General features: G+C 27.6%; 19 protein-coding genes. 7 read left to right on the forward strand and 12 right to left on the reverse strand.

All coding sequences use genetic code 11. The annotated features are described in order from the left end of the window. Nucleotides 1-204: 204 nt before the first annotated feature. Nucleotides 205-696 (reverse strand): heme utilization cystosolic carrier protein HutX, encoded by a 492-nt coding sequence (hutX, locus tag AEBR_RS11780; RefSeq protein ID WP_129086741.1) that lies wholly within the window; start codon nucleotides 694-696, stop codon nucleotides 205-207. A gap of 23 nt (nucleotides 697-719) precedes the next feature. Continuing rightward, entirely contained in the window at nucleotides 720-2,489 is a 1,770-nt protein-coding gene (locus tag AEBR_RS11785) for an ABC transporter ATP-binding protein (protein WP_129086742.1), read from the reverse strand. A gap of 225 nt (nucleotides 2,490-2,714) precedes the next feature. Between AEBR_RS11785 and AEBR_RS11790 the strand changes: the two genes are divergently transcribed. The 7 genes from AEBR_RS11790 to AEBR_RS11820 all read left to right on the forward strand — a co-directional run bounded on the left by AEBR_RS11790 (nucleotide 2,715) and on the right by AEBR_RS11820 (nucleotide 10,765). Next, entirely contained in the window at nucleotides 2,715-3,659 is a 945-nt protein-coding gene (locus AEBR_RS11790) for an AraC family transcriptional regulator (protein WP_129086743.1), read from the forward strand. A gap of 854 nt (nucleotides 3,660-4,513) precedes the next feature. Then, nucleotides 4,514-5,074, forward strand: coding sequence for a HugZ family pyridoxamine 5'-phosphate oxidase (locus tag AEBR_RS11795; protein WP_129086744.1), 561 nt, complete (start codon nucleotides 4,514-4,516; stop codon nucleotides 5,072-5,074). Continuing rightward, complete coding sequence (locus AEBR_RS11800; RefSeq protein ID WP_129086745.1) at nucleotides 5,067-5,894, forward strand: heme/hemin ABC transporter substrate-binding protein; 828 nt, start codon at nucleotides 5,067-5,069, stop codon at nucleotides 5,892-5,894. Before AEBR_RS11795 ends, AEBR_RS11800 begins: the two co-directional genes overlap by 8 nt. Nucleotides 5,895-5,902: 8 nt before the next feature. Continuing rightward, complete coding sequence (locus AEBR_RS11805) at nucleotides 5,903-6,931, forward strand: FecCD family ABC transporter permease (RefSeq protein ID WP_129086746.1); 1,029 nt, start codon at nucleotides 5,903-5,905, stop codon at nucleotides 6,929-6,931. Between the two features lie 10 nt (nucleotides 6,932-6,941). Further along, nucleotides 6,942-7,718 carry an ABC transporter ATP-binding protein gene (locus AEBR_RS11810; protein ID WP_164969458.1) on the forward strand — a complete coding sequence of 259 codons (777 nt, stop codon included), beginning with the start codon at nucleotides 6,942-6,944 and terminating at the stop codon, nucleotides 7,716-7,718. A gap of 212 nt (nucleotides 7,719-7,930) precedes the next feature. After that, entirely contained in the window at nucleotides 7,931-9,808 is a 1,878-nt protein-coding gene (locus tag AEBR_RS11815; protein WP_129086748.1) for a TonB-dependent receptor plug domain-containing protein, read from the forward strand. 57 nt (nucleotides 9,809-9,865) lie between these two features. Then, on the forward strand, nucleotides 9,866-10,765 hold the full coding sequence (locus AEBR_RS11820) for a ChaN family lipoprotein (protein WP_129086749.1): 900 nt from the start codon (nucleotides 9,866-9,868) through the stop codon (nucleotides 10,763-10,765). Between the two features lie 39 nt (nucleotides 10,766-10,804). Here the strand turns inward: AEBR_RS11820 and folE are convergent, their stop codons facing one another. From folE to tig, 10 genes are all read right to left on the reverse strand, one after another. Next, entirely contained in the window at nucleotides 10,805-11,377 is a 573-nt protein-coding gene (gene folE / locus AEBR_RS11825; RefSeq protein WP_128978856.1) for a GTP cyclohydrolase I FolE, read from the reverse strand. Between the two features lie 11 nt (nucleotides 11,378-11,388). Continuing rightward, a complete protein-coding gene (locus AEBR_RS11830; protein ID WP_129086750.1) occupies nucleotides 11,389-12,573 on the reverse strand; it encodes a type II secretion system F family protein in 1,185 nt (394 codons plus the stop codon). Continuing rightward, a complete protein-coding gene (locus AEBR_RS11835; protein ID WP_129086751.1) occupies nucleotides 12,566-13,912 on the reverse strand; it encodes a GspE/PulE family protein in 1,347 nt (448 codons plus the stop codon). Before AEBR_RS11835 ends, AEBR_RS11830 begins: the two co-directional genes overlap by 8 nt. Continuing rightward, entirely contained in the window at nucleotides 13,905-14,543 is a 639-nt protein-coding gene (locus AEBR_RS11840; protein ID WP_129086752.1) for a hypothetical protein, read from the reverse strand. The genes AEBR_RS11835 and AEBR_RS11840 overlap by 8 nt, the downstream gene beginning before the upstream one ends. Then, nucleotides 14,515-15,126 carry a hypothetical protein gene (locus AEBR_RS11845; RefSeq protein ID WP_129086753.1) on the reverse strand — a complete coding sequence of 204 codons (612 nt, stop codon included), beginning with the start codon at nucleotides 15,124-15,126 and terminating at the stop codon, nucleotides 14,515-14,517. The genes AEBR_RS11840 and AEBR_RS11845 overlap by 29 nt, the downstream gene beginning before the upstream one ends. Before the next feature lie 268 nt (nucleotides 15,127-15,394). Beyond that, complete coding sequence (gene era / locus AEBR_RS11850; RefSeq protein ID WP_129086754.1) at nucleotides 15,395-16,279, reverse strand: GTPase Era; 885 nt, start codon at nucleotides 16,277-16,279, stop codon at nucleotides 15,395-15,397. Nucleotides 16,280-16,330: 51 nt separating this feature from the next. Then, a complete protein-coding gene (locus AEBR_RS11855) occupies nucleotides 16,331-17,830 on the reverse strand; it encodes a YifB family Mg chelatase-like AAA ATPase (RefSeq protein WP_129086755.1) in 1,500 nt (499 codons plus the stop codon). An 87-nt stretch (nucleotides 17,831-17,917) separates the two neighbouring features. Beyond that, nucleotides 17,918-18,433 carry a peptide deformylase gene (gene def, locus AEBR_RS11860; RefSeq protein ID WP_128978842.1) on the reverse strand — a complete coding sequence of 172 codons (516 nt, stop codon included), beginning with the start codon at nucleotides 18,431-18,433 and terminating at the stop codon, nucleotides 17,918-17,920. 8 nt (nucleotides 18,434-18,441) lie between these two features. Next, complete coding sequence (clpP, locus tag AEBR_RS11865; protein ID WP_128978840.1) at nucleotides 18,442-19,026, reverse strand: ATP-dependent Clp endopeptidase proteolytic subunit ClpP; 585 nt, start codon at nucleotides 19,024-19,026, stop codon at nucleotides 18,442-18,444. 15 nt (nucleotides 19,027-19,041) lie between these two features. Next, the gene (gene tig / locus AEBR_RS11870; RefSeq protein WP_129086756.1) at nucleotides 19,042-20,343 is read right to left on the reverse strand and encodes a trigger factor; all 1,302 of its coding nucleotides are present in this window, start codon (nucleotides 20,341-20,343) and stop codon (nucleotides 19,042-19,044) included. Nucleotides 20,344-20,453: the final 110 nt, after the last annotated feature.

A 20,453-nucleotide genomic window follows, 5' to 3' on the forward strand; every position in this document is an offset into this window, starting at 1 on the left:
ATATTAACTTCTAAAAGATTGAAAGATTTTTTTTATAATTTTTATTTAGTGAAATTTAATAATCATTATTTTTAAACAACAAAGAGTTTTTATAGTTCTTTAAAATATTATTTTTATTTATATAAAGATTGGGATCTTTTGATTTTCTCTTTTTAATACTTACTAAAATAATCCTTTTATAAAAAGAATTACTTTAGCGCAAATTTAAAACCTATTTTTCAATTGCATAAACATTTCAACTTGAGAAGAGAGAAGTTCACGATTCTCATCTCTAGCTACAAATACTTTAAAAATATGCTCCCCTTTTGAATCATAAAAAACAACACTATGAGACAACATTCCTCTGTGATTTTTTGAAACAAAAATGATTTTTTCTATATCATCGACTTTTAAGTGTCCAGAGATAGAAGACTCTTTAGAATCAAAGTTATAATAACCATGCCCATACGTTCCTGTTGGCATAATATCTTTTATCTCTATAACAAAAGATGGTGTGATTTTTATCATTAGAATCTTACCCCATTTTGAGATATCTTCAATTACTTCATCAAAATATTTACCATCAATCGCTTTTGCGAAACTTTCATCAATATTTTGTAGAACTTCATACTCATTTACATTTAACTCTTGTGCTATTTCCAAAGTTGTAATATCTGGGTTTAACTCCAAAATCTTTTTAATCTTTTCTTTTATCATATTATTTCCTTTTTATTAAATTTTTAAACCAATTGATTTTTTATAAACTCTAAATAGTGTCCCTCTTCCTCTTCAAGCTCTTTTGGTGTTCCTTTTTGTACAATTTCTCCATCATTTAACACATATATACTATCTGCATTTCTAACTGTACTTAGCCTATGGGCAATTGTAATTACTGTTTTATCTTTTAAAAACTCTTTTAACTCATTAAAAAGTCTAGCTTCTGTATGAACATCCAAAGCAGAAGTTGATTCATCAAAAATTACAATTGATGGATTTGTGATAATCATCCTAGCTATTGATAATCTTTGCCTTTGACCACCACTCAATCTAATACCATTTTTCCCCACAATAGTATCAAGTTTTTCACTCATATTTAAAACATTACTTTTTAATTGAGCAATCTCTAAAGCTTTGTAAATAGCCTCATCACTTATAGTTTCATCCCCCATAGTAATATTAAATCTAAGTGTATTATTAAATAGAATTGGCATTTGTAAAACAAGAAAAAGTTCTTCTCTTAAACTCTTTTTATTTAAATTATCAATACTTATACCATTATATGTAATCTTTCCAGCCTTTTTAGTATAAAAACCTGCAATTATTTGTGCAAGGGTTGTTTTCCCACTTCCACTAGGTCCAATTAGAGCAACCTTTTGTCCTGCTTTTATACTTAATGAGATATCTTTTAATAACTCTTTATTTTCATTATAAGAGAAGTAAAGATCTTTTACTTCTATATCTACTCCATTATTCCTATTTTTAAGAGACTTAGAACCATTAGGCTCTTTTGTAAGTTGAAGAACTCTATTTATTCTTTTTATTGCAGCCATTGAGCTTGTGTAAGAGTATTGAAAAGAGAGCATCTCTTGAACAGGGCTCATTAGAAACCAAATATATCCAAACATTGCAAGCATCATACCAATAGATAAATCACTATAGGCAACCATCACTAAACCAGAAGCTCTTAAAATCTCAAAGACTATTAAAAAAAGAGTAAAAGAAAATTTCTCATAAGCTACACTTTTATAACTAAAATTATTAGATGTCACTTGAATATTTTGTGCTTTTTTTATTGCTCTATCAAAAAAAGAGTCCTCTTTGTTACTAGCTTTAATCTGTCCAAAAAGTTCTAAAGATTCAGAAATATTATCTTGAAATTTTTCTATTGCTTCATTCTCTTCTTTCTTTAATATTCCTACTTTTCTTGCTATTTTTCTAGATAACAACATTATTAAAGGTTGAATTATAATAATCATTAATCCTAAAATAGGATGAATTGAGATAATTACAATAGCAACTGCAACTAGTGTCAAAATGGAAGTAACAAGCTTACTAACTCCTGTCATAATAAAACTATCCAAAGTATTAACATCAGTAATTAAATTTGCTGCAACTGCTCCACTTCCAATACTTTCATACTCATTCATTGATACATCTTTTAAATGAAGAATTAACTTCTCTCTTATTTTAAAAGTTACATATTTTGAAATATCTGTAAATATCTTTGTGATTAAAATTGAAAAAAGATAATAAAAAAATCTCAAACAAACTACCATCAAAGCTACTATAACAATATAATAAAGAGTATTTCCCTCACCAAATAATTTATTAATAGTTGATACAAAAAATGCAGGCTTATGTAAAAGTACTTCATCAACAAGCGCTGGAAGCATCAAAGGAATTGGTACACTAATAAGTATAGTTATAACTGTAATTAACTGCCCCCACAGTAAAGGTTTTTTCTTTTGTAAGAGTAATTCCCATATATATTTTAAATCAATTTTTTCCATACAATCTCTTAAATTTTTTTGAAAATTCTAATATAAATATTTTATATTCAAATAAAAAGATACTAATCAATTTTTTTAAAATCTATATTTTAAGCTATATAAAAGCTAATTTTCTTGTTAAACATTTTATAAAATTCTATTTTATATAAAATTTTTGGTTATTAAAAAAATATAAAGGTAAATTCTACTAGAATCAATTTTAATAATTGTTATCAAAGAGTTAATATGACTAAATTAAAAAGATCAGAAGTTTTTAATACTGGGAAAATCATAGCAAATAAGGAAGAGAGCAAATCCTTTATAAAACAAGTAGGCACAATAAACAATCAATTTATAGATTTAAAAATTGTAAATGCCATGGTTGAAGAGAATATCTACTTAAATATTGTAGATAATAAAATAAAACAATCACATATTCAAAAACTAAAATCCAAGAGGAAACATCTTCAAATTAGGATAATTCTTCAAGGGAAATTAGAAAAACTAAACCACCATACAAATGAAAAAAGAGTTTATGAAAAAAATGAGATAAGCATTGAATATGAAAAAAACATAGAAGAGTCTTTGTTAAATAAACAAGGTCAACATCTAAAATATATCTGCATAACTTTACATGATAAATATTTAAATGAGAATGGATTCTTCTCTGATATTTTAAAAAATACTTTTAATAAAAAGATATATGAACCAAACTTGGAAGATAAGTTTAGTGAGCTATTTAATAGGGAGTATAAAAGCGGTCTTGATAAAATCTATTTAAAAAATAAAGCCATGCAAATAATACTTTATGTTCTTGAAGAGATACAAAAAAGAGATGAACTTAAATTTGTTGGATTAAATGATGAGGATATAAAAAGAGTTAAAAAAGTGGAAAATATAATACAAAACTCTTTTAATGAAAAGATTACAATTGAGATATTATCAAAAAGGGTTGCTCTTAATCAGACAAAGTTAAAAAAGGGTTTTAAAGAGCTTTTTAATAAAACAATTCACGAATATCTAAAAGATGTACGTCTTGAAAAAGCAGTTGAGTATTTAAAAGAGGATATCTACTCAATAAAAGAGATTTCCTCAATGGTTGGATATACAAATCAAGGAAGTTTTTCATATGCCTTTTCACAAAAATTTAATTGTTCTCCCAAAGATATTCAAAAAAATTCTATTTTGTGAAAAAAAAATTCTGTTTTATATTAATTAATATTGATATTCACTCTTAATTAAATTATAATTTTCCCAGATTTGTAAATAAAGGATAAATAATGAAAAATGCAAAAGCAATGGGAAGAAATGAAGAATACAAAAGGAAAATTGCTACAGATTGTTGTTCTCCTTGCTTTTTTTGGTTGGCTACTAACAATGGGTAATGCACCTATAATAAGTAATTACACATTCTTGTCATTAAATTACTGAGTAAAATTAATGAGTATTATTTATGGTTTAATCAAGTTTATTGAATGTTATATTCTTTTTAATATTAAAAAAATTAAAGTTTATCATGCAGTTATAGTACTAATTGGGTTTATCATCCATTTTAGTTTTATGCATTATGAGCCATCTTTTAATTATTATTTTCTAAGCATAATATATTTAACTTATTTATTATTCTTAGTCTATTATAAACTTTAGGTAAGAAAAGGTTTTTTATTCAATAATTGTTTTTATATTTATTCTAAGAATATTTAATAAAATCTAACCTATCTATTTAAAAATGAAAAATTTATATTTTTACCATATTCTTATTTGCATTAAATTTATATACAAATAATTTAATACAAGAACAATTAAATATACTAAAAATCCAATTATGACTTTAAAAGATTATATTTTTACAATACAAGTATATAATGTAATAAGTTTTAAAGTGAAAATAGTTTTTAAAAACTAATAATTGAATACTTCTCTCCTAAAGAGATTAAAAAAAATTCTATTTTGTGAAAAAAAAATTCTGTTTTATATTAATTAATATTGATATTCACTCTTAATTAAATTATAATTTTCCCAGATTTGTAAATAAAGGATAAATAATGAAAAATGCAAAGGCAATGGGAATAAGTAAAGAAAAAGCTCAAAAAGAGCTTGATGTTTTTTTGAATAATATTAAAAGTGTAATTCTATCAACTGTTGATAAAGATGGAGAACCATTTGCAAGTTATTCACCATTTGTAGAGGATGAAGAGGGAAATTTCTATGTGTTTATAAGTACAGCTGTAAAACACTCACACAATATGTACACTACAGGTAAAGCACATATACTTTTCATTGAAGATGAAAGCAATACAGCACATATTTATGGAAGAAGAAGATTATATTTTAATGCAAAAGCTGAGAAATTTGAACCAGAAGATGAAAGATTTGAGAAAATTGCAACACTGTTTGAAAAGAAACTTGGAGATCAAGGTGCACTTGTAAGAAGTATGGTTGATTCAAGAATATATAAACTGACTCCTTATAATGGAAATATTGTGCTTGGATTTGGAGCTGCTTATAAATTAGATAAATCAAATAAAAAAATTGAAACACAAAAAACAATGAAAGGTAAAGCCCACTCTCAAAGCCATGAAGAAGGCTTAAAAGAACATGCATAATATAACTAAATTATCACTGGCATTATTATTAAGTATAAGTACCTCTTACGCTTCAAAAATTGTTAGCGTTGGAGGAAGCATAACTGAAACAATAGCAGCTCTTGGTCATGCAGATGATTTAATTGGAGTTGACTTATCAAGTGTTTACCCTAAAGATGCTGTTTCAAAACTTCCAAATGTTGGATACTGGTTAAGTCTTCCTCAAGAAGGAATTCTGTCTCTTAAACCTGAAGTTGCAATTATAAGTAGTCAAGCAAAGCCTAAAAAAGTTGTTGATGAACTTCCAAAATATGGTATAAAAACTTATATTATTGAGGATAACCCATCTATTGAATCTGCAAAAAATAAAATAAAACAAATTGGTAAAATTTTAGAAGAGGAAAAAAAAGCAGATGAAATTATCTCAAGAATAGAAAAGAATATCTCTAAAGTAAAAGAGGAGATAAAAGGCAAAAAAGAGCCAAAAGTGTTATTTGTATTTTCAAGAGGAGAAGGTACACTAATGGCAGCTGGTCCTAAAACTAAACCAGGGGTTATGATAGAATTAGCTGGTGGCAAAAATGCAGTTAATTTTGAGCAATATAGTAAAATTTCAGCAGAGTCAATTTTAAAAATGAATCCAGATGTTATTATAAAAACTAATCATGCAGGTGATAGTGGTATTGATGAGAGTATTGTAACTTCTACAAATGCTGGAAAGAATAATCAAATTTACTCTATGGATATGCTTTTAATCTCTGGTTTTACTGTAAGAGTAGACAAAGCACTACAAGATCTCTCTTGTATGTTAAATAACAATCAATTATCATATTGTAAATAAGTTTTTAAATGACTGGATTAAAAAAATCAGCAATTAAGATATGCTTTGTATTACTTTTAATATCTATTGTTTTAAATATAACTATTGGAGCTTTTAGTATCTCTTTTTCTGAGATACTAAATACTCTTTTAGATCCACAAAACAATAAGATTTATTATCAAGTTCTTATGGATATTAGAATTCCAAGGGTTGTTTTAGGTGCACTTGTAGGGGTTGCTTTTGGTATCTCTGGAGCTATGATGCAAACACTATTTAAGAATCCATTAGCAGACCCATCTATTATAGGTGTATCTGCTGGAGCTTCAGCTGGAGTAGTTCTATTTATGCTACTTGGAAGTTTTTTACCCACTCTTTTATACAGTGGATTTTTATCATATTTATCTCTTCCTCTTAGTGCTTTTTTAGGTAGTGTTATAACTATTTTTGCAATATATAAATTGGCAACTATTTATAATAAAGTTGCCGTTACAGTTATGCTTTTAGCAGGAATTGCAATAAACGCTATGCTTGGAGCATTAGTTGGTTTATTTACCTATGTAAGTACAGAAGATGAGCTTAAAAGTTTTACTTTTTGGACTATGGGAAGTTTGGCAAATGCAGATATGAAAGTTATTTTAACTATATTCCCAATTGTTGTAGCCACTTATATTTTTGCAATTCGAAAAAAAGTTGAGCTAAATCTAATGCTTTTAGGTGAAGATGAAGCAAAAAATTCAGGAGTAAATGCTGAAAAGTTAAAAAAGCAACTCATTTTATTTGTATCTTTAGCCATTGGTACAAGTGTAGCTTTTTGTGGAATTATTGGTTTTGTTGGACTTGTAGTTCCCCATATTGCGAGACTTATTGTTGGTTCAAATCATAAATTTTATCTGCCTCTTAGTGCAATATTAGGAGCATTTATTCTTTTATGGGCAGACTCTTTAGCAAGAGTTATTATCTCTCCAGCTGAACTTCCTATTGGAATAATTACTTCACTTTTAGGAGCACCATTTTTCTTATGGCTACTAATAAAAAATAGACAAAGTGCTACAAACTAAGGGGAGAAAAGTGTATAAAATAAAGAATTTAAATTTTTCAATTCAAAAAAGAGAAATTTTAAAGAATATAGACCTTATTATAAAACCAAATAGTTTTTTATCTATAGTTGGTCCCAACGGATGTGGAAAATCAACCCTAATAAAAAGTATAAATAGAAATCTTGATATTCAAAAAGGTGAAGTCTATTTAAATGATATTTCAATTGACAGATATAGTGATAGGGAGCTTGCATTAAAAAGATCAGTTCTAAATCAATCTTTCTTTTTTCCATATAGTTTCAAGGCCATAGAGATTGTAGAAATGGGATTGTATGCTTATACTCTAAGTTCAAAAAAGAAAAAAGAGATTATAAACTATATAGTAAATAAGTTAAATCTTGAACCTTTGAAAAATAAAGATTATCAAGGTCTCTCTGGTGGAGAGAAGCAAAAAATTCAATTTGCCAGAGTTATAGTGCAACTATATGCAAGTAAAGAGAAAGAGAAATTTCTTTTTTTAGATGAGCCAACTTTGAACTTAGATATCTATTACCAATATAAAATCTTAGATTTAACAAAAGAGTTACAAAAAGATTTAGAAATTGGGGTGTGTGCAATACTTCATGATATCAATCAGGCATATCTTTACTCTGATGAAATTGTAATGATGAAAAGTGGCGAAATAAAATATTTTGGAGAGACAAAAGATATACTAACATATGAGAACATCTTTGATGTATTTGCTGTAGAAAGTGAGTTTGTCTACTCTAAAAAACTAAAAAAAGAGATATTAATAACAATCTCATAATATTTATCCCCTTTTAGGGGATCTGCTTGTTAATCTAACCTTTCCTTCAAATTTTTATAAAAAAATTAGTTCCAATTTGTGTAAAATTAGTTCCAATTTATATAAATCAATATTGATATTGATTATTAATAATCATATAATCTCATCAAAATACATATTGTAAATATTTAACTATGTATATAATTAAATTTTTACTACAAAAAGGAATATAAATGTACAAAAAAAGTCTATTTGTAATCTCTGCACTTGCGATGGTAAGCTCAAATATATTTGCAGTAGATGAATTGGAAGATATAGTTGTTACTGCAAAATCAGAAAAGTCAATAAAAGATTTATCTGAGGTTGTTACTGTTATTAGTGCAGAAGATATAAAAAAAATAAATGCAACTAATATCAAAGATATATTAATCAAAACCCCTGGTATTATCAAAACTGCTGCTGGAGCAATGATGGGAGGGAGAGAGAGTATTTCAATTAGAGGTCTTGACAGTACATATGCACTCATTTTAGTTGATGGTAAGAAAATAAGTCCAACAGATGATTATATTGGTCATAGTGACTTTCAATACTCTTGGGTACCTATTGATATGATAGAGAGAATTGAAGTAATGAAAGGACCAAAAAGTTCAATATATGGTTCACAAGCTATTGGTGGTGTAATAAACATTATTACAAAAAAAGATACAAGAAAACTTTTTGGAGAAGTGAACTTACAAAGTGGATTTTCAGCTGCTGAAAATGGAGGAGATGAGACAAGAATAAGTGCAAATATTGGTGGAAATATTTCTGACAAACTTAGTCTGTTTTTAGGTGTAAATAAAAATGAAAAAGATGCTACAGGTGGAGTTGGTACAACTGCATTTGGAACTCCAACAAATGAAGCAACATATATTGAAGGATTAGAGACTAAAGATGTGTTAGCAAAATTAAAGTATAACTTTGATGATACCCAATCAGTTTATGCTTCATATATAAAAGGAGAAGAAGAGAGAAAAGATTATGATGATACAACTACATATGATTTAGAAAGGGATATTTATAGTGTTGGATATGAAAAATCTTTTGAAAAACTCTCTTTTAGTTTAGATTATTCTAAATCTGAACAAGAAGCAGCTGCAAATAGTATGTTTGCAACATACACACATAAGCTAACCAGTGACTCCCTAAAAGGTGAGGCAAAAATCTCAATGATTGAGAAGAACTATATTATAATAGGTGCCGAAACATCAAAAGACTCTTATGATAGACTTAGACAAAATGGTTCAACTCAATATGCATTTGATGCAAGAGCAAATGCATACTATCTACAAGATGAGATAGAGTTAGGAGATTTTGTATTATCATTTGGGGGAAGATTTGATGATAATCAAAAATATGGAAGTGAATTTTCTCCAAATCTAGGATTGGTTTATAAAATAGATGATATGCAGAGATTAAAAGCTAGTTATGGAGAAGGCTTTAAAGCGCCATCTGTAACAAAAGGTTCAAATGGCTTTGGTTCAGGTTCACATGCAGCACCATATGGAAATGACAACTTAAAAGCAGAAACTTCAAAAAGTTATGAATTGGCATATGAATTTTATGGGAAGAATACAACTTTTAAGTCAGCAATCTTTAAAACTGATGTTGAAGATATGATTAATACAGCTGGAACAACAGGAAATGTTAGATATATAAATGTTGATCAAGTTGCAACAAAAGGTTTTGAATTAGGTGTTGATTATGATCTCAATAGTAGCCATACACTAAATGTAAATTATACTTATATACAAACAGAAAATAAACAAACAGGCAAAGATTTAACATATAAACCTGAGCATACTTTTAATATAGGACTTAATTCTGAGTTTGGATGGGGAATATCGACTTATATAAGTGCAAACTATATAGGAGAACAATATAGCGATGTAGATAATACAGATAAAGCATCAGGATATACAATTTTTAATGCTCAAATCAATAAAGATATAACTAAAGATTTATCTGTAAAATTAGGAGTAGATAATATTACAGATGAAGAGTTTGATAATAACGATCCATACTACCTTCAAAGAAGAGTTGCTTATATAGGATTACGTTACAAATTTTAGAGAATAAAACTATTGTAAGAATACTTACAATAGTTTTATAAAAAAAGGAAAAAATAAATGTTAAAAGTTTCACTATTTCTTATTTTTACAATCTTTCTATTCACAGGTTGTATAAACCAAAATTTAAGCCCTACTCTATCTTATGATTTAGAAAAGAAAGAGACAATATATTCGATAAAACAAGCTAAAAATATTGATATAAAAAAATTAGTAAAAGAGCTTGAGCACTATCCTATTATTTTTGTAGGAGATCATCATAATAATGAAAAAACTCATAAATTTTTTGAAAATCTTTTAAAAGAACTTGATAAACAAGGATACAATCTAAATCTTGCAAATGAGTGGTTTAGTCCAAATCATGATAAATTATTAAAAGATTATACAGATGGCAAACTTGATGGGATAAGATTAAAAGAGAGACGTCATTGGGATGAGTTTACAAAATATAAATGGGAGTATGTTGAACCATTATATGAGACAATTAAAGCAAATGGTGGAAGATTATATGGTATCAATTTAACAAAAGAGAGTAGAAAAAAAATATCTTTAAAAGAGTTTGATAAAATGAGCAAAGAAGAGAAAACTTTTTATGACTCTTTGGATTTAACTGTTAGCGCACATAGACAACTTATTATGCCTTTTATGCAACACTGTAAAAAACTAAAAGAGAAAAGTGATGAGCCTTGCGAAGAGAGAATGTATAGAGTACAAGTTGCTTGGGATACATACATGGCAGAAAATATTGCAAAATTATCAAAAGATATTATTAAAACTTCAAAAGATAAACTTTTAGTTTTTGTGGGAGCTATGCATCTTGAAAAAAGAGTTGGTATTCCACTTAGATTCTCAAGATTAAGTAATCTTCCTTTTTTCATAATCTCAAATGAAAAAGTTGATAAGGAAAATGATTTAAAAATAGATACAGATAAAGCAGATGCAGTTTATATCTATGAATAAATTTATTGGGAAAATTTCCCAATAAATTCTTAATAAAAATTATTTATGAAGTGAATGAGCTACAATAGATAGAAACTCATCTTTAGTTTTTTTCTCTTTTTTAAACAAACCTCTAAGAGCTGAAGTAACAGTTGTTGAACATATTTTTTCAACACCTCTCATCTCCATACACATATGTCTTGCATCAATCATAACAGCCACACCTTTTGGATTTAGTGCTTCATGTAAAGCATCACAAATCTGTTCTGTCATCTGCTCTTGAATTTGTAATCTTTTTGCAAAAATATCTACAACTCTTGGAATTTTAGATAATCCAACAACTTTTCCATTTGGTATATAAGCCACATGAGCTTTACCAATTATTGGTAACATATGGTGTTCACACATAGAGTAAAACTCAATATCTTTTATAACAACCATTTCGTCATTTGAACTTGTAAAAAGTGCAGAATTGATTATCTCTTTTGGATCTTGGTTATATCCACTACACATAAATTCAAAAGCTTTTCTAACCCTTTGAGGAGTCTTAATAAGACCTTCTCTATTTACATCCTCACCAACATACTCTAAAATGTTTTTTATAGAGTTCTCAAATTCACTCTCTTTTGTCATTGAATTTCCTCTTAAAATCTTAATAGATCATTCATGCTCCACAAGGGAACAAAAATAGCAAAAATAATCCATAAAATCAGTGTCATTATAATAATAAAAAAAATAGGCTCAATCATAATGGAAAAGAGTCTCAAAGAGTTTTCAAATCTTCTTTTATAAATCTTTTTTATCTCATCAACTACAAGAGTTAATGAGTTTGTTAATTCACCTGTATCTATAAGGCTTAAAACAATATCATCAAATAGTCCAGATGATTTGAAAGCAAAACTTACACTTTTCCCACTTTTTAGTAGATTTTCTATTTGGGTAATTTTATCAAAAAGATATTGATTATTTAGTAAAACCTTTGCTTTGTTTATTGCTTCTAAAAACTCATATCTATTTTTTAATAAAATATGAACAACACTAAAATAGATATATAGTATTTTTAGCCTATTTAACCTAGTAACAAAAAAACTATCTTTTATAAACAGATTATCTGCAATAACTCTCAATCTGTTATTATTTTTATATACTCTAAAAAAGACAATAATCAAAATAAAAATGCTTATTGTTGCAATAATAATTTTTTCACCAGAGATATCTTTTAATAAAAATAGAGTTTTTGTAGCAATTGACATCTCATAATTTGTTCCTTTAAAAAGTGACTCAAAATTTGGCAATACAAACTCAAATATACCAATCAATGCAAAAATAAAAGTAACCACTAAGACAATTGGATAAAGCATTATTTTTAGAAAATTGCCTTTTATCTCTTGATTTTCCCTTGTAAGTTCACTTAAAAATTTTATATTCTCACTTATATTTCCACTATCTTGTATTAGTTTAAACAATGAAATTATTAAAGGATTAACACTATATTTTTTCATACTTTTTCTAATATCAATAGAGTTTATAAAGGAATTTTTTATATCTGTTAAAAACTCCTTGAAGTGATTGTCTTTTTCATTTTTTATTAAAATATCAAAGGCTTGATTTAGTTTAATATTTGAACCTAACATCAATGTTAGTTCATATAGTTTATCTTTGATTTTACTATCTCTTATTTTTTTAAAAAGTTGTATATCAAAACCCAAAGATTTTATGCTTATTATATTTTCAGGTAACTTTAACCTATCTAATTCATTTTTTGTAACAATTTTATGTTTTATTACACCTTTTTCTTGATATGTGATTTTATATTTATTACTAAGCATTTACAACTCTATAGACTTCTTCAAGAGTTGTAATACCACTATCTACCCTTTTCATTCCATCTTCTACAATTGTCTTAAATTCAATACTTTTTAAATAAGCAGAAACCCCATCATTTTTAAGAATTAAAGAGGATAACTCTTCATCAATTTTTAGTATCTCTGCAATACAACTTCTTTTATAAAAGCCGCTGTAATTGCAGATTTTGCACCCCTGCTTTTTACAAGTTTGGCAAATATTTAAAACTAATCGTTGGGAGATTATATATTTTAAAGTTAAAGATAATAGATATTTATCACTATTTAATTCAAAAAGTCTAGAGAGTGTTTCAACTGCACTATTTGCATGAATTGAAGCAAAAACCAAATGTCCTGTTAAAGAGGCTTGTAAAGCTATATCTAAAGAGTTTTTATCTCTAATTTCACCAATTAAAATTATGTCAGGATCTTGCCTTAGTATATTTTTAAGAACCTCTTTAAAACTAATATTTAACTCATCATTTACCTCAACTTGTTGTACTTGACGAAGTTTATACTCAACAGGATCTTCAACAGTAATAATCTTTTTATCCTCTTTGTTTATTCCTTTTATGATTGAATACAAAGTTGTACTTTTTCCACTTCCAGTTGGTCCTGTAATTAAAACCAATCCACTATTTAGTTTTTGAATATCTTCTATATTTTTGAGATGTTCTTGATTAAAACCTAACTCTCTTATATCTTTTAAAATGCTTTGATTATCTAAAACTCTAATAACAATTGATTCTCCATAAATAGTTGGCAAAGTTGAAACTCTAAAATCAAACTTCTTTTCATCTAAATAAAAAGAGAAACTTCCATCAAGTGGAACTCTGTTTTGAGTAATATCAAGCCTACACAACATTTTTATATAACTACTTAAAACCCTTTGTAAAGAGTTTTGAAATATATAAAAAACTTTTAATTTCCCATCAATTCTAAATCTTATTGATACTACACCCTCCATACTTTCTAAATGAATATCACTAACTCTTAAAGCGATTGCTTTTTCAATAAGATTTTTAAAAAAAGACTCTATATGATTTTGTTTGCTATTTTTATCAAGAATTGAAGCACTTGCCAAAGAGTAAAGTTTTGTTCTAAACTCCATATCACTTAGAAAAAAGAGTATCTGTTCTTTTGTTAACTCTTTAGTTCTTATTAGATTCAGAGTATTAAAACTACTATAATTTGACTCACTACAAAATAGGCATTTAATAAAAATACCCTCTTTGCTTAAAGGTACAATTAAACTATTTTGAAGCTCTTGAATATGAAATTTACTAATAAACTCATAATTTAATTCTAAATCTAGACTATTCATTTTCATACAACTTTAATACTAAATTTGAATATTTATTGCGCAAATGTACTTCATTAACTCCTATACTTTCAACTTTATAATTATCTATTCTCTCCTCTTGTTTTAACCAAGTCTCATTTATATAAGCATATTTACCCACAATTGCTTTTAATAAAAATTTATTATTGTTAGGAGATATGGACTCTAACTCAGCTTTTATATCAATTGGCTCTTTTTTATAAAATCTATCAAAAACAATTTTTACACTTAATAGATTTTTATCTATAGTAATTGAATCAATCTTTGAAAATGAGTTATACAGCTCCAAATATTTTATAAATTCAACTCTCTTTTTGAGATTTTCATATAAAACTATCTCAATATTATTGTCACTGTTTTTTATACTTTGAAGTGTTATAAAACTCTTTTTTGCATACTCTTCAATCTCTTTGGAGATCTCTATAAAACTCTTTTTCATTTTAATATTTTCTATTGTTAGTGGTTGAATATCTATCTTTTTTTCAAAAGAACTATTTTCACTGATAAAATAAGCTAATAAAAGTAGAAGTAAAAAAGGAAATAAGTAGAGTTCGATTTTTACTTTAGTTGACAAATTGTCAAAATCATCTTCTATATATCTTAATCTTTCCATTAGCTTGATACCTTTTACTATCTTCATCATAGTTAATATTTTCAACACTTTTGTAATCAATTTTTTTAAAAAATGCATAAATACTTTGTTTATTTAAAGTTGTTATCTCCAAAGCTAGAATTGACTCTTTTAGAACAATAGATAAAATATCAATATTCATCTCTTTTGCCACACTATATATATTTGCAACTTTTTTACTTATGCTATAAAATTTTGTATCATTTTGAAGTTTTGTAGTTGTATTGTGTATTGTTTTTAGATTTAACTCATATTTTTCATTTGAAAAATCATAAAGATAAAATATAGAGCCTAAAGTAAATAAATAAAGAAGATAGAGTTTTAATCCATATGAACGGAAGGGACGAATGAACTCCTTTAGATATCTTTTTTTATATTTAATATCCTCATTTTTTATTATAATTGGATTTTTAAATCTTAATGTATCAATCAAAATCTTTAAAAGTTTTTCTAAAACTTGAGTTTTATCTATCTTTTGAATATAGTAAAAACTTCCATTTTTGTAAGCTATTACATAATCTTCATCCAAAATTATCTCTTCTTTGTTAGTTGATTTATAATACAAAAACTTGGGAGTAGTCTCTTCAAAAACAATAACTTGATAAATATTTAATGGTTTTATATATGAGCAAAAGAGTTTTGAATTCTTATTAAATTTAAACTCTTTTAACTCAAGGTTAGTGATAATAAAGCTATTTAGATATCTCTTTTCAATCTCTTCATTTGAATCAATTTCAACTACTAAAATAATAAATACCTTATTTTGGTTTAATAATGTATTCTATTATTTTATTCTTTGTAAATATATTAAATATATAATATTTTATATTATTTTATAAATTTACGTCATATCCTAAATCTTTAAGTCCTTGCTTACTCTTTGTCCAACCCTTTTTTACAGAGACAAAAAGCTCTAAGTAGCATTTTCTACCAGTAAGTTTCTCTATTTTGATTCTGGCATCTTTTCCTATTCTTTTTAATGCTGTTGCACCTTTTCCTATTATCATCCCTTTTTGAGTACCTTTTTGAACAATAATTGTTGCTTTTATTACATCCAAATCATTTTTCTCTTCAACTTTATTTATTAAAACATCTGTTTCATAAGGAATCTCATCAGAGATATTCTCAAAAATAGACTCTCTAATAAACTCTTTAAAGATATCTCTTAAGTGTTCTGTTGTCAAAATCTCTGGATCATATAAATATGGATGTTCTGGAAGAAGTTTAACTACACTGTCAAGTATATGTGCATGGGTAGTCTGTTTTTTTATTGAAACTGGAATTACAGCTTCATATTCATTAGAATATTTTTCATACTCTTTCATTTTCTCTAAAACTTCATTATTTGTTACATTATCAATTTTTGTTAAAAGCAGAATATGTTTTATATCTTTTTTCTTTTTTTCTAAAAAACTCTCATAATGACTTAATTTATCTGTAATTGGTGCTAAAAATAAAATTAAATCACAATCACCCATTGCCTTTAGTGCTTCATCAAGCATAAATTGATTTAATAGTTTTTCAGTTTCATGAAGTCCTGGTGTATCAACAAAAATTATTTGATCATCATTATGCATTACAATTATATTTGATCTTTTTCTAGTTGCATTTGCTTTATGAGAAACCATTGCAATTTTTTCACCAACCAACCAATTTAGTAGTGAACTTTTACCTGCATTGGGTCTTCCTACGACTGAAACATATCCACATTTACTCATCTATTTCCTTCAAAAACATTTTAAGTAGATATTATATCAAAATGTAACTGCTTATCTTCTTCTAAAGCTTAAAGCCTCCATCAAATGTTCTCTCTGTATTTTTTCACTACTTTCCAAATCTGCAATTGTTCTTGAAACTTTTAAAATATTATTTATGCTTCTAAAAGAGAGATTCAAATTTTTTGTTGCTTTTTCTAGTATCTCTTTGTCCTCCTCTTTTACAAAACAAAATTTATTAATCTCTTCATCACTTAATTTACCATTTAGCTCTTTTTGTCCTCTTTGTATTTGCATTTTAAAAGCCTTTATAACACTTTCATGTATCTGCTTAGAACTCTGTTTTGCTTCATCTTTCATATTACTTTCACTCATTTGCACATGCAAATCTATTCTATCAAGAAAAGGTTCTGATAATCTACTTTTATATCTTTTTATCTCAAGTTCATTGCATCTGCAAGAATTATCTTTTGACATTGACATTCCACAAGGACAAGGATTCATGGCTCCCACAAATAAAAACTTGGTTTCATACCTTACCTTTGAATTTGCTCTACTAACTAAAAGTCTATTATCCTGTAAAGGTTCCCTTAGAGCTTCTAATATGGAAGAGCTAAAATGTGGCAACTCATCAAAGAATAGTAAGCCATTGTTTGCTAATGCAATCTCTCCTAAACTATTTCCACCTAAGATTGAGACCTTAGAGCTACTACAATGGGGAGAACGTCTTGCCCTTATTGGTTTAAAGTCTGGTTCTTTTAACTCCAAAGCTTGCATTTTTGCTATTTCCAATATCTCTTCTAAACTCATAGGTGCCATAATATATGGTAACCTTTTGGCTATCATTGTTTTTCCACAACCAGGACTTCCAACTAAAATTATATTGTGATTTCCAGCTGCTGCTATTTGAGCTGCTCTTTTTGCACTTTGCTGACCTTTTATATCGTTAAAATCCTCTAAATACTCATTCATATAGAAATAATCAATACCATTTATGGTAATTTTATTGTGAATAAAATTTTCCCTTTCGTACAAAAACCTACTTTTATCACTACTTTTAAAGAACTCTATTGCATCTTTCAAATTTTTTACTTTATAGATATTTATATTTGGAATCTTTGAAATTTTTTTTGCACTCTCTTCACACACAACAACATTTTTAATCTTATTTGTTTTTGTTAAAGATAAAATTATAGGAAAAATTGCACTACTATCTTTTATCTCCCCATTTAATGAGAGCTCACCAAAGATATGAAAATCTTTAAAACTTACACTCTTTTCATCATATAAGGAGATTAAAAGAGCAATTGGCAAATCAAAGTGGGTACCACTCTTTTTTATCTCACTAGGGGATAAATTAACTGTAATTTTTTTGGGTGGAAAATTAAACTCATTTGTTAGAAGTGCCGATTTAACACGGTCTTTTGACTCATTTATTGCAGTAGAGATCATCCCCACAATAGTAAAACTAGGAAGTCCTTTTGTGAAAGTTACTTCCACATTAACTTCACATGCCTCAATCTCATTTAAGGTTGCAGATTTAACAATTTTCATATTAACTTCTTATACTTTTTTAAAATTATATAAGAAATATAATTAATATTATTATTTAGTGTTGATTTTTATTGCAAAAAAAGGAAGTTATTTATTTGCTTTTAACTTCTTTTTCCACTCTTTTTCAAATTTTTTTCTTTTTATAATTGACAAATTTTCAATAAATAGGTGTCCTTCTAAGTGATCCATTTCATGTTGCCAAGCAACTGCTAAAAATCCTTCACACTCCATTTTCTGTTTTTCACCGTCTCTATTAAAATACTCAACAATTATATGTTCAGCTCTTTTAACTTCATCATTATAGCCAGGAACACTTAAGCACCCTTCTACAAAGACTTGTTCTCCATCTTTGTGAGTAATTACTGGATTAATTGCTTCAATTAATTCTGCTTTATCTTGAATATCCTCTTCATTAGGAATATTAATAACCAAAGCATTAAGGGGAACAGCAACTTGAATTGCAGCAAGTCCTACTCCACTTTGAGCAATCATTGTTTCATACATATCATCTAAAAGTGTGTGAAGTTCTTCATCGAACTTCTCCACATCTTTAGATTTTGTTCTAAGTAGTTTGTTTGGATATGTTATTACTTCTCTAATCATATTTATCTTTATTTATGACTTGTTATTACTTCATCAATCAGACCATAAGCTTTTGCTTGTTCAGCACTCATGAAGTTATCTCTATCTGTATCTTTTTCTAATACTTCCAAAGGTTGTCCAGTTTGCTCTGATAAAATATGATTCAAAGTATCTTTCATTCTTTGAATCTCTTTTGCTTGAATCTGAATATCTGTTGCTTGACCTTGAGCACCACCTAATGGTTGGTGAATCATAATTCTAGAGTTTGGTAAAGAGTATCTTTTACCTTTTACTCCAGAAGATAATAAAAATGCCCCCATAGATGCAGCTTGACCTATACAAATAGTACAAACATCTGGTTTGATATAGTTCATAGTATCATAAATTGACATACCACTTGTAATTACTCCACCTGGAGAGTTGATATATAAATAGATGTCTTTATCTGGATCTTCAGCCTCTAAAAACAGTAGCTGTGCAACAATAGATGACGCAACAGCATCATTTACCTCTCCACTTAACATAATAATTCTATCTTTAAGAAGTCTAGAGTAGATATCGTAACTTCTCTCACCTCTTCCACTTTTTTCAACTACATATGGTATATAACTCATTTTCTATCCTAAGGTTTATTTTCCTAATTTTTCGTCTAATAATTTAGTAATTACTTTCTCTTCAATCATTGACATTTTAATAGCAGGTAAATATCCAGCTTCTTGGTATTTTTTTAATACATTTTGTGGATTTTGTCCAGTTTGTAGTGCCTCATAGTAGATTACTTGAGTTACTTCTTGGTCACTTACCTCTACACCTTCTGCTTTTGCTAAAGCATCTACAATAAATGTAGCTTTTACTGAATTTTCAGCATCTTCTCTTAACTCTTCTCTCATAGACTCAACTTTAGAAGCATCCTCTTGTAAAGCTTTAATCTCTTCTTCTGTCATAGTTCTAACTTTGTTGTTAAGAGCAAAGTTAATCTCTTGATCAACTATAGTTGTAGGAAGTGCAAATTTTAACTCATTTACAAGTTTATCTAAATAAGCAGGTTTTAACTCATCTCTATAGTATGCAGCTTTTGCTTCTAGTTTCATTTGCTCTTCAATTTTTGCTTTTAGTGTTTCAACTGTAGCATTCTCTTCCCCTGGAAGCATTTTTTTAGCAAAATCATCATTTATTTCACCAGCAGATTTCTCTTGGATCTCATGAAGTGTAACTTTAAATACAGCCTCTTTTCCAGCTAATGTTTTTTGTTGATAAGCTTCAGGGAATGTAACAACTACATCTTTTTGTTCTTCATATTTCATACCAATGATTTGCTCTTCAAATCCTGGAATAAATGAACCTGAACCAATCTCTAATGGATATTTCTCAGCTTTACCACCTTCAAATGCTACACCATCAACAAAACCTTCAAAATCGATAACAGCGAAGTCACCCTCTTTTACCATTCTTTTTCTTTTGATTTTTTCTAATGGTGCAGAGTGTTTTGCCATCTCTTCAATTCTAGCATCAATCTCTTTTGCATCAACAGCTTTATCTTCAACAGCAGGAACAAGTGCTTTATAGTCACCTAAATCAATATTAGGTTTAGAAGCAATTTGAATCTCAACATCAATAGAACCATCTTCTTTTCTATCGAATTTAGTTACACCAGGTTCACCAACTAAATCTTCATTTTTGATATCAAGTTCTTTTAATCCTTGGTTTAAAACCTCTCTTAAAGCTTCACCTTCAGCATCTTCTCTTAGTTTACTTCCGTATCTTTGTTTTACAACAGCTACAGGAACTTTACCTTTTCTAAAACCTTGAACATCCATAGTTTTAGCAGCTTTGTTAGCTATTTTATCTATACTCTTTTCTACTGCTTCCGCAGAGATTGTTGAAGTAATAACGGCATTTGCCTCATCAACTCTTTTTGCGTTAAATTCCATTAACTCTACTCCGATTTCTTTAATTTAGTCGTGATTTTATCTAACTTTTAATAAAATACCAATTATATAAAATAAGAGAGTAAATCACTGTGCAATTTCTATACCCCAAT

The sequence above is a fragment of the Halarcobacter ebronensis genome (assembly GCF_013201825.1).
In the GTDB taxonomy this organism is placed as follows: domain Bacteria; phylum Campylobacterota; class Campylobacteria; order Campylobacterales; family Arcobacteraceae; genus Halarcobacter; species Halarcobacter ebronensis.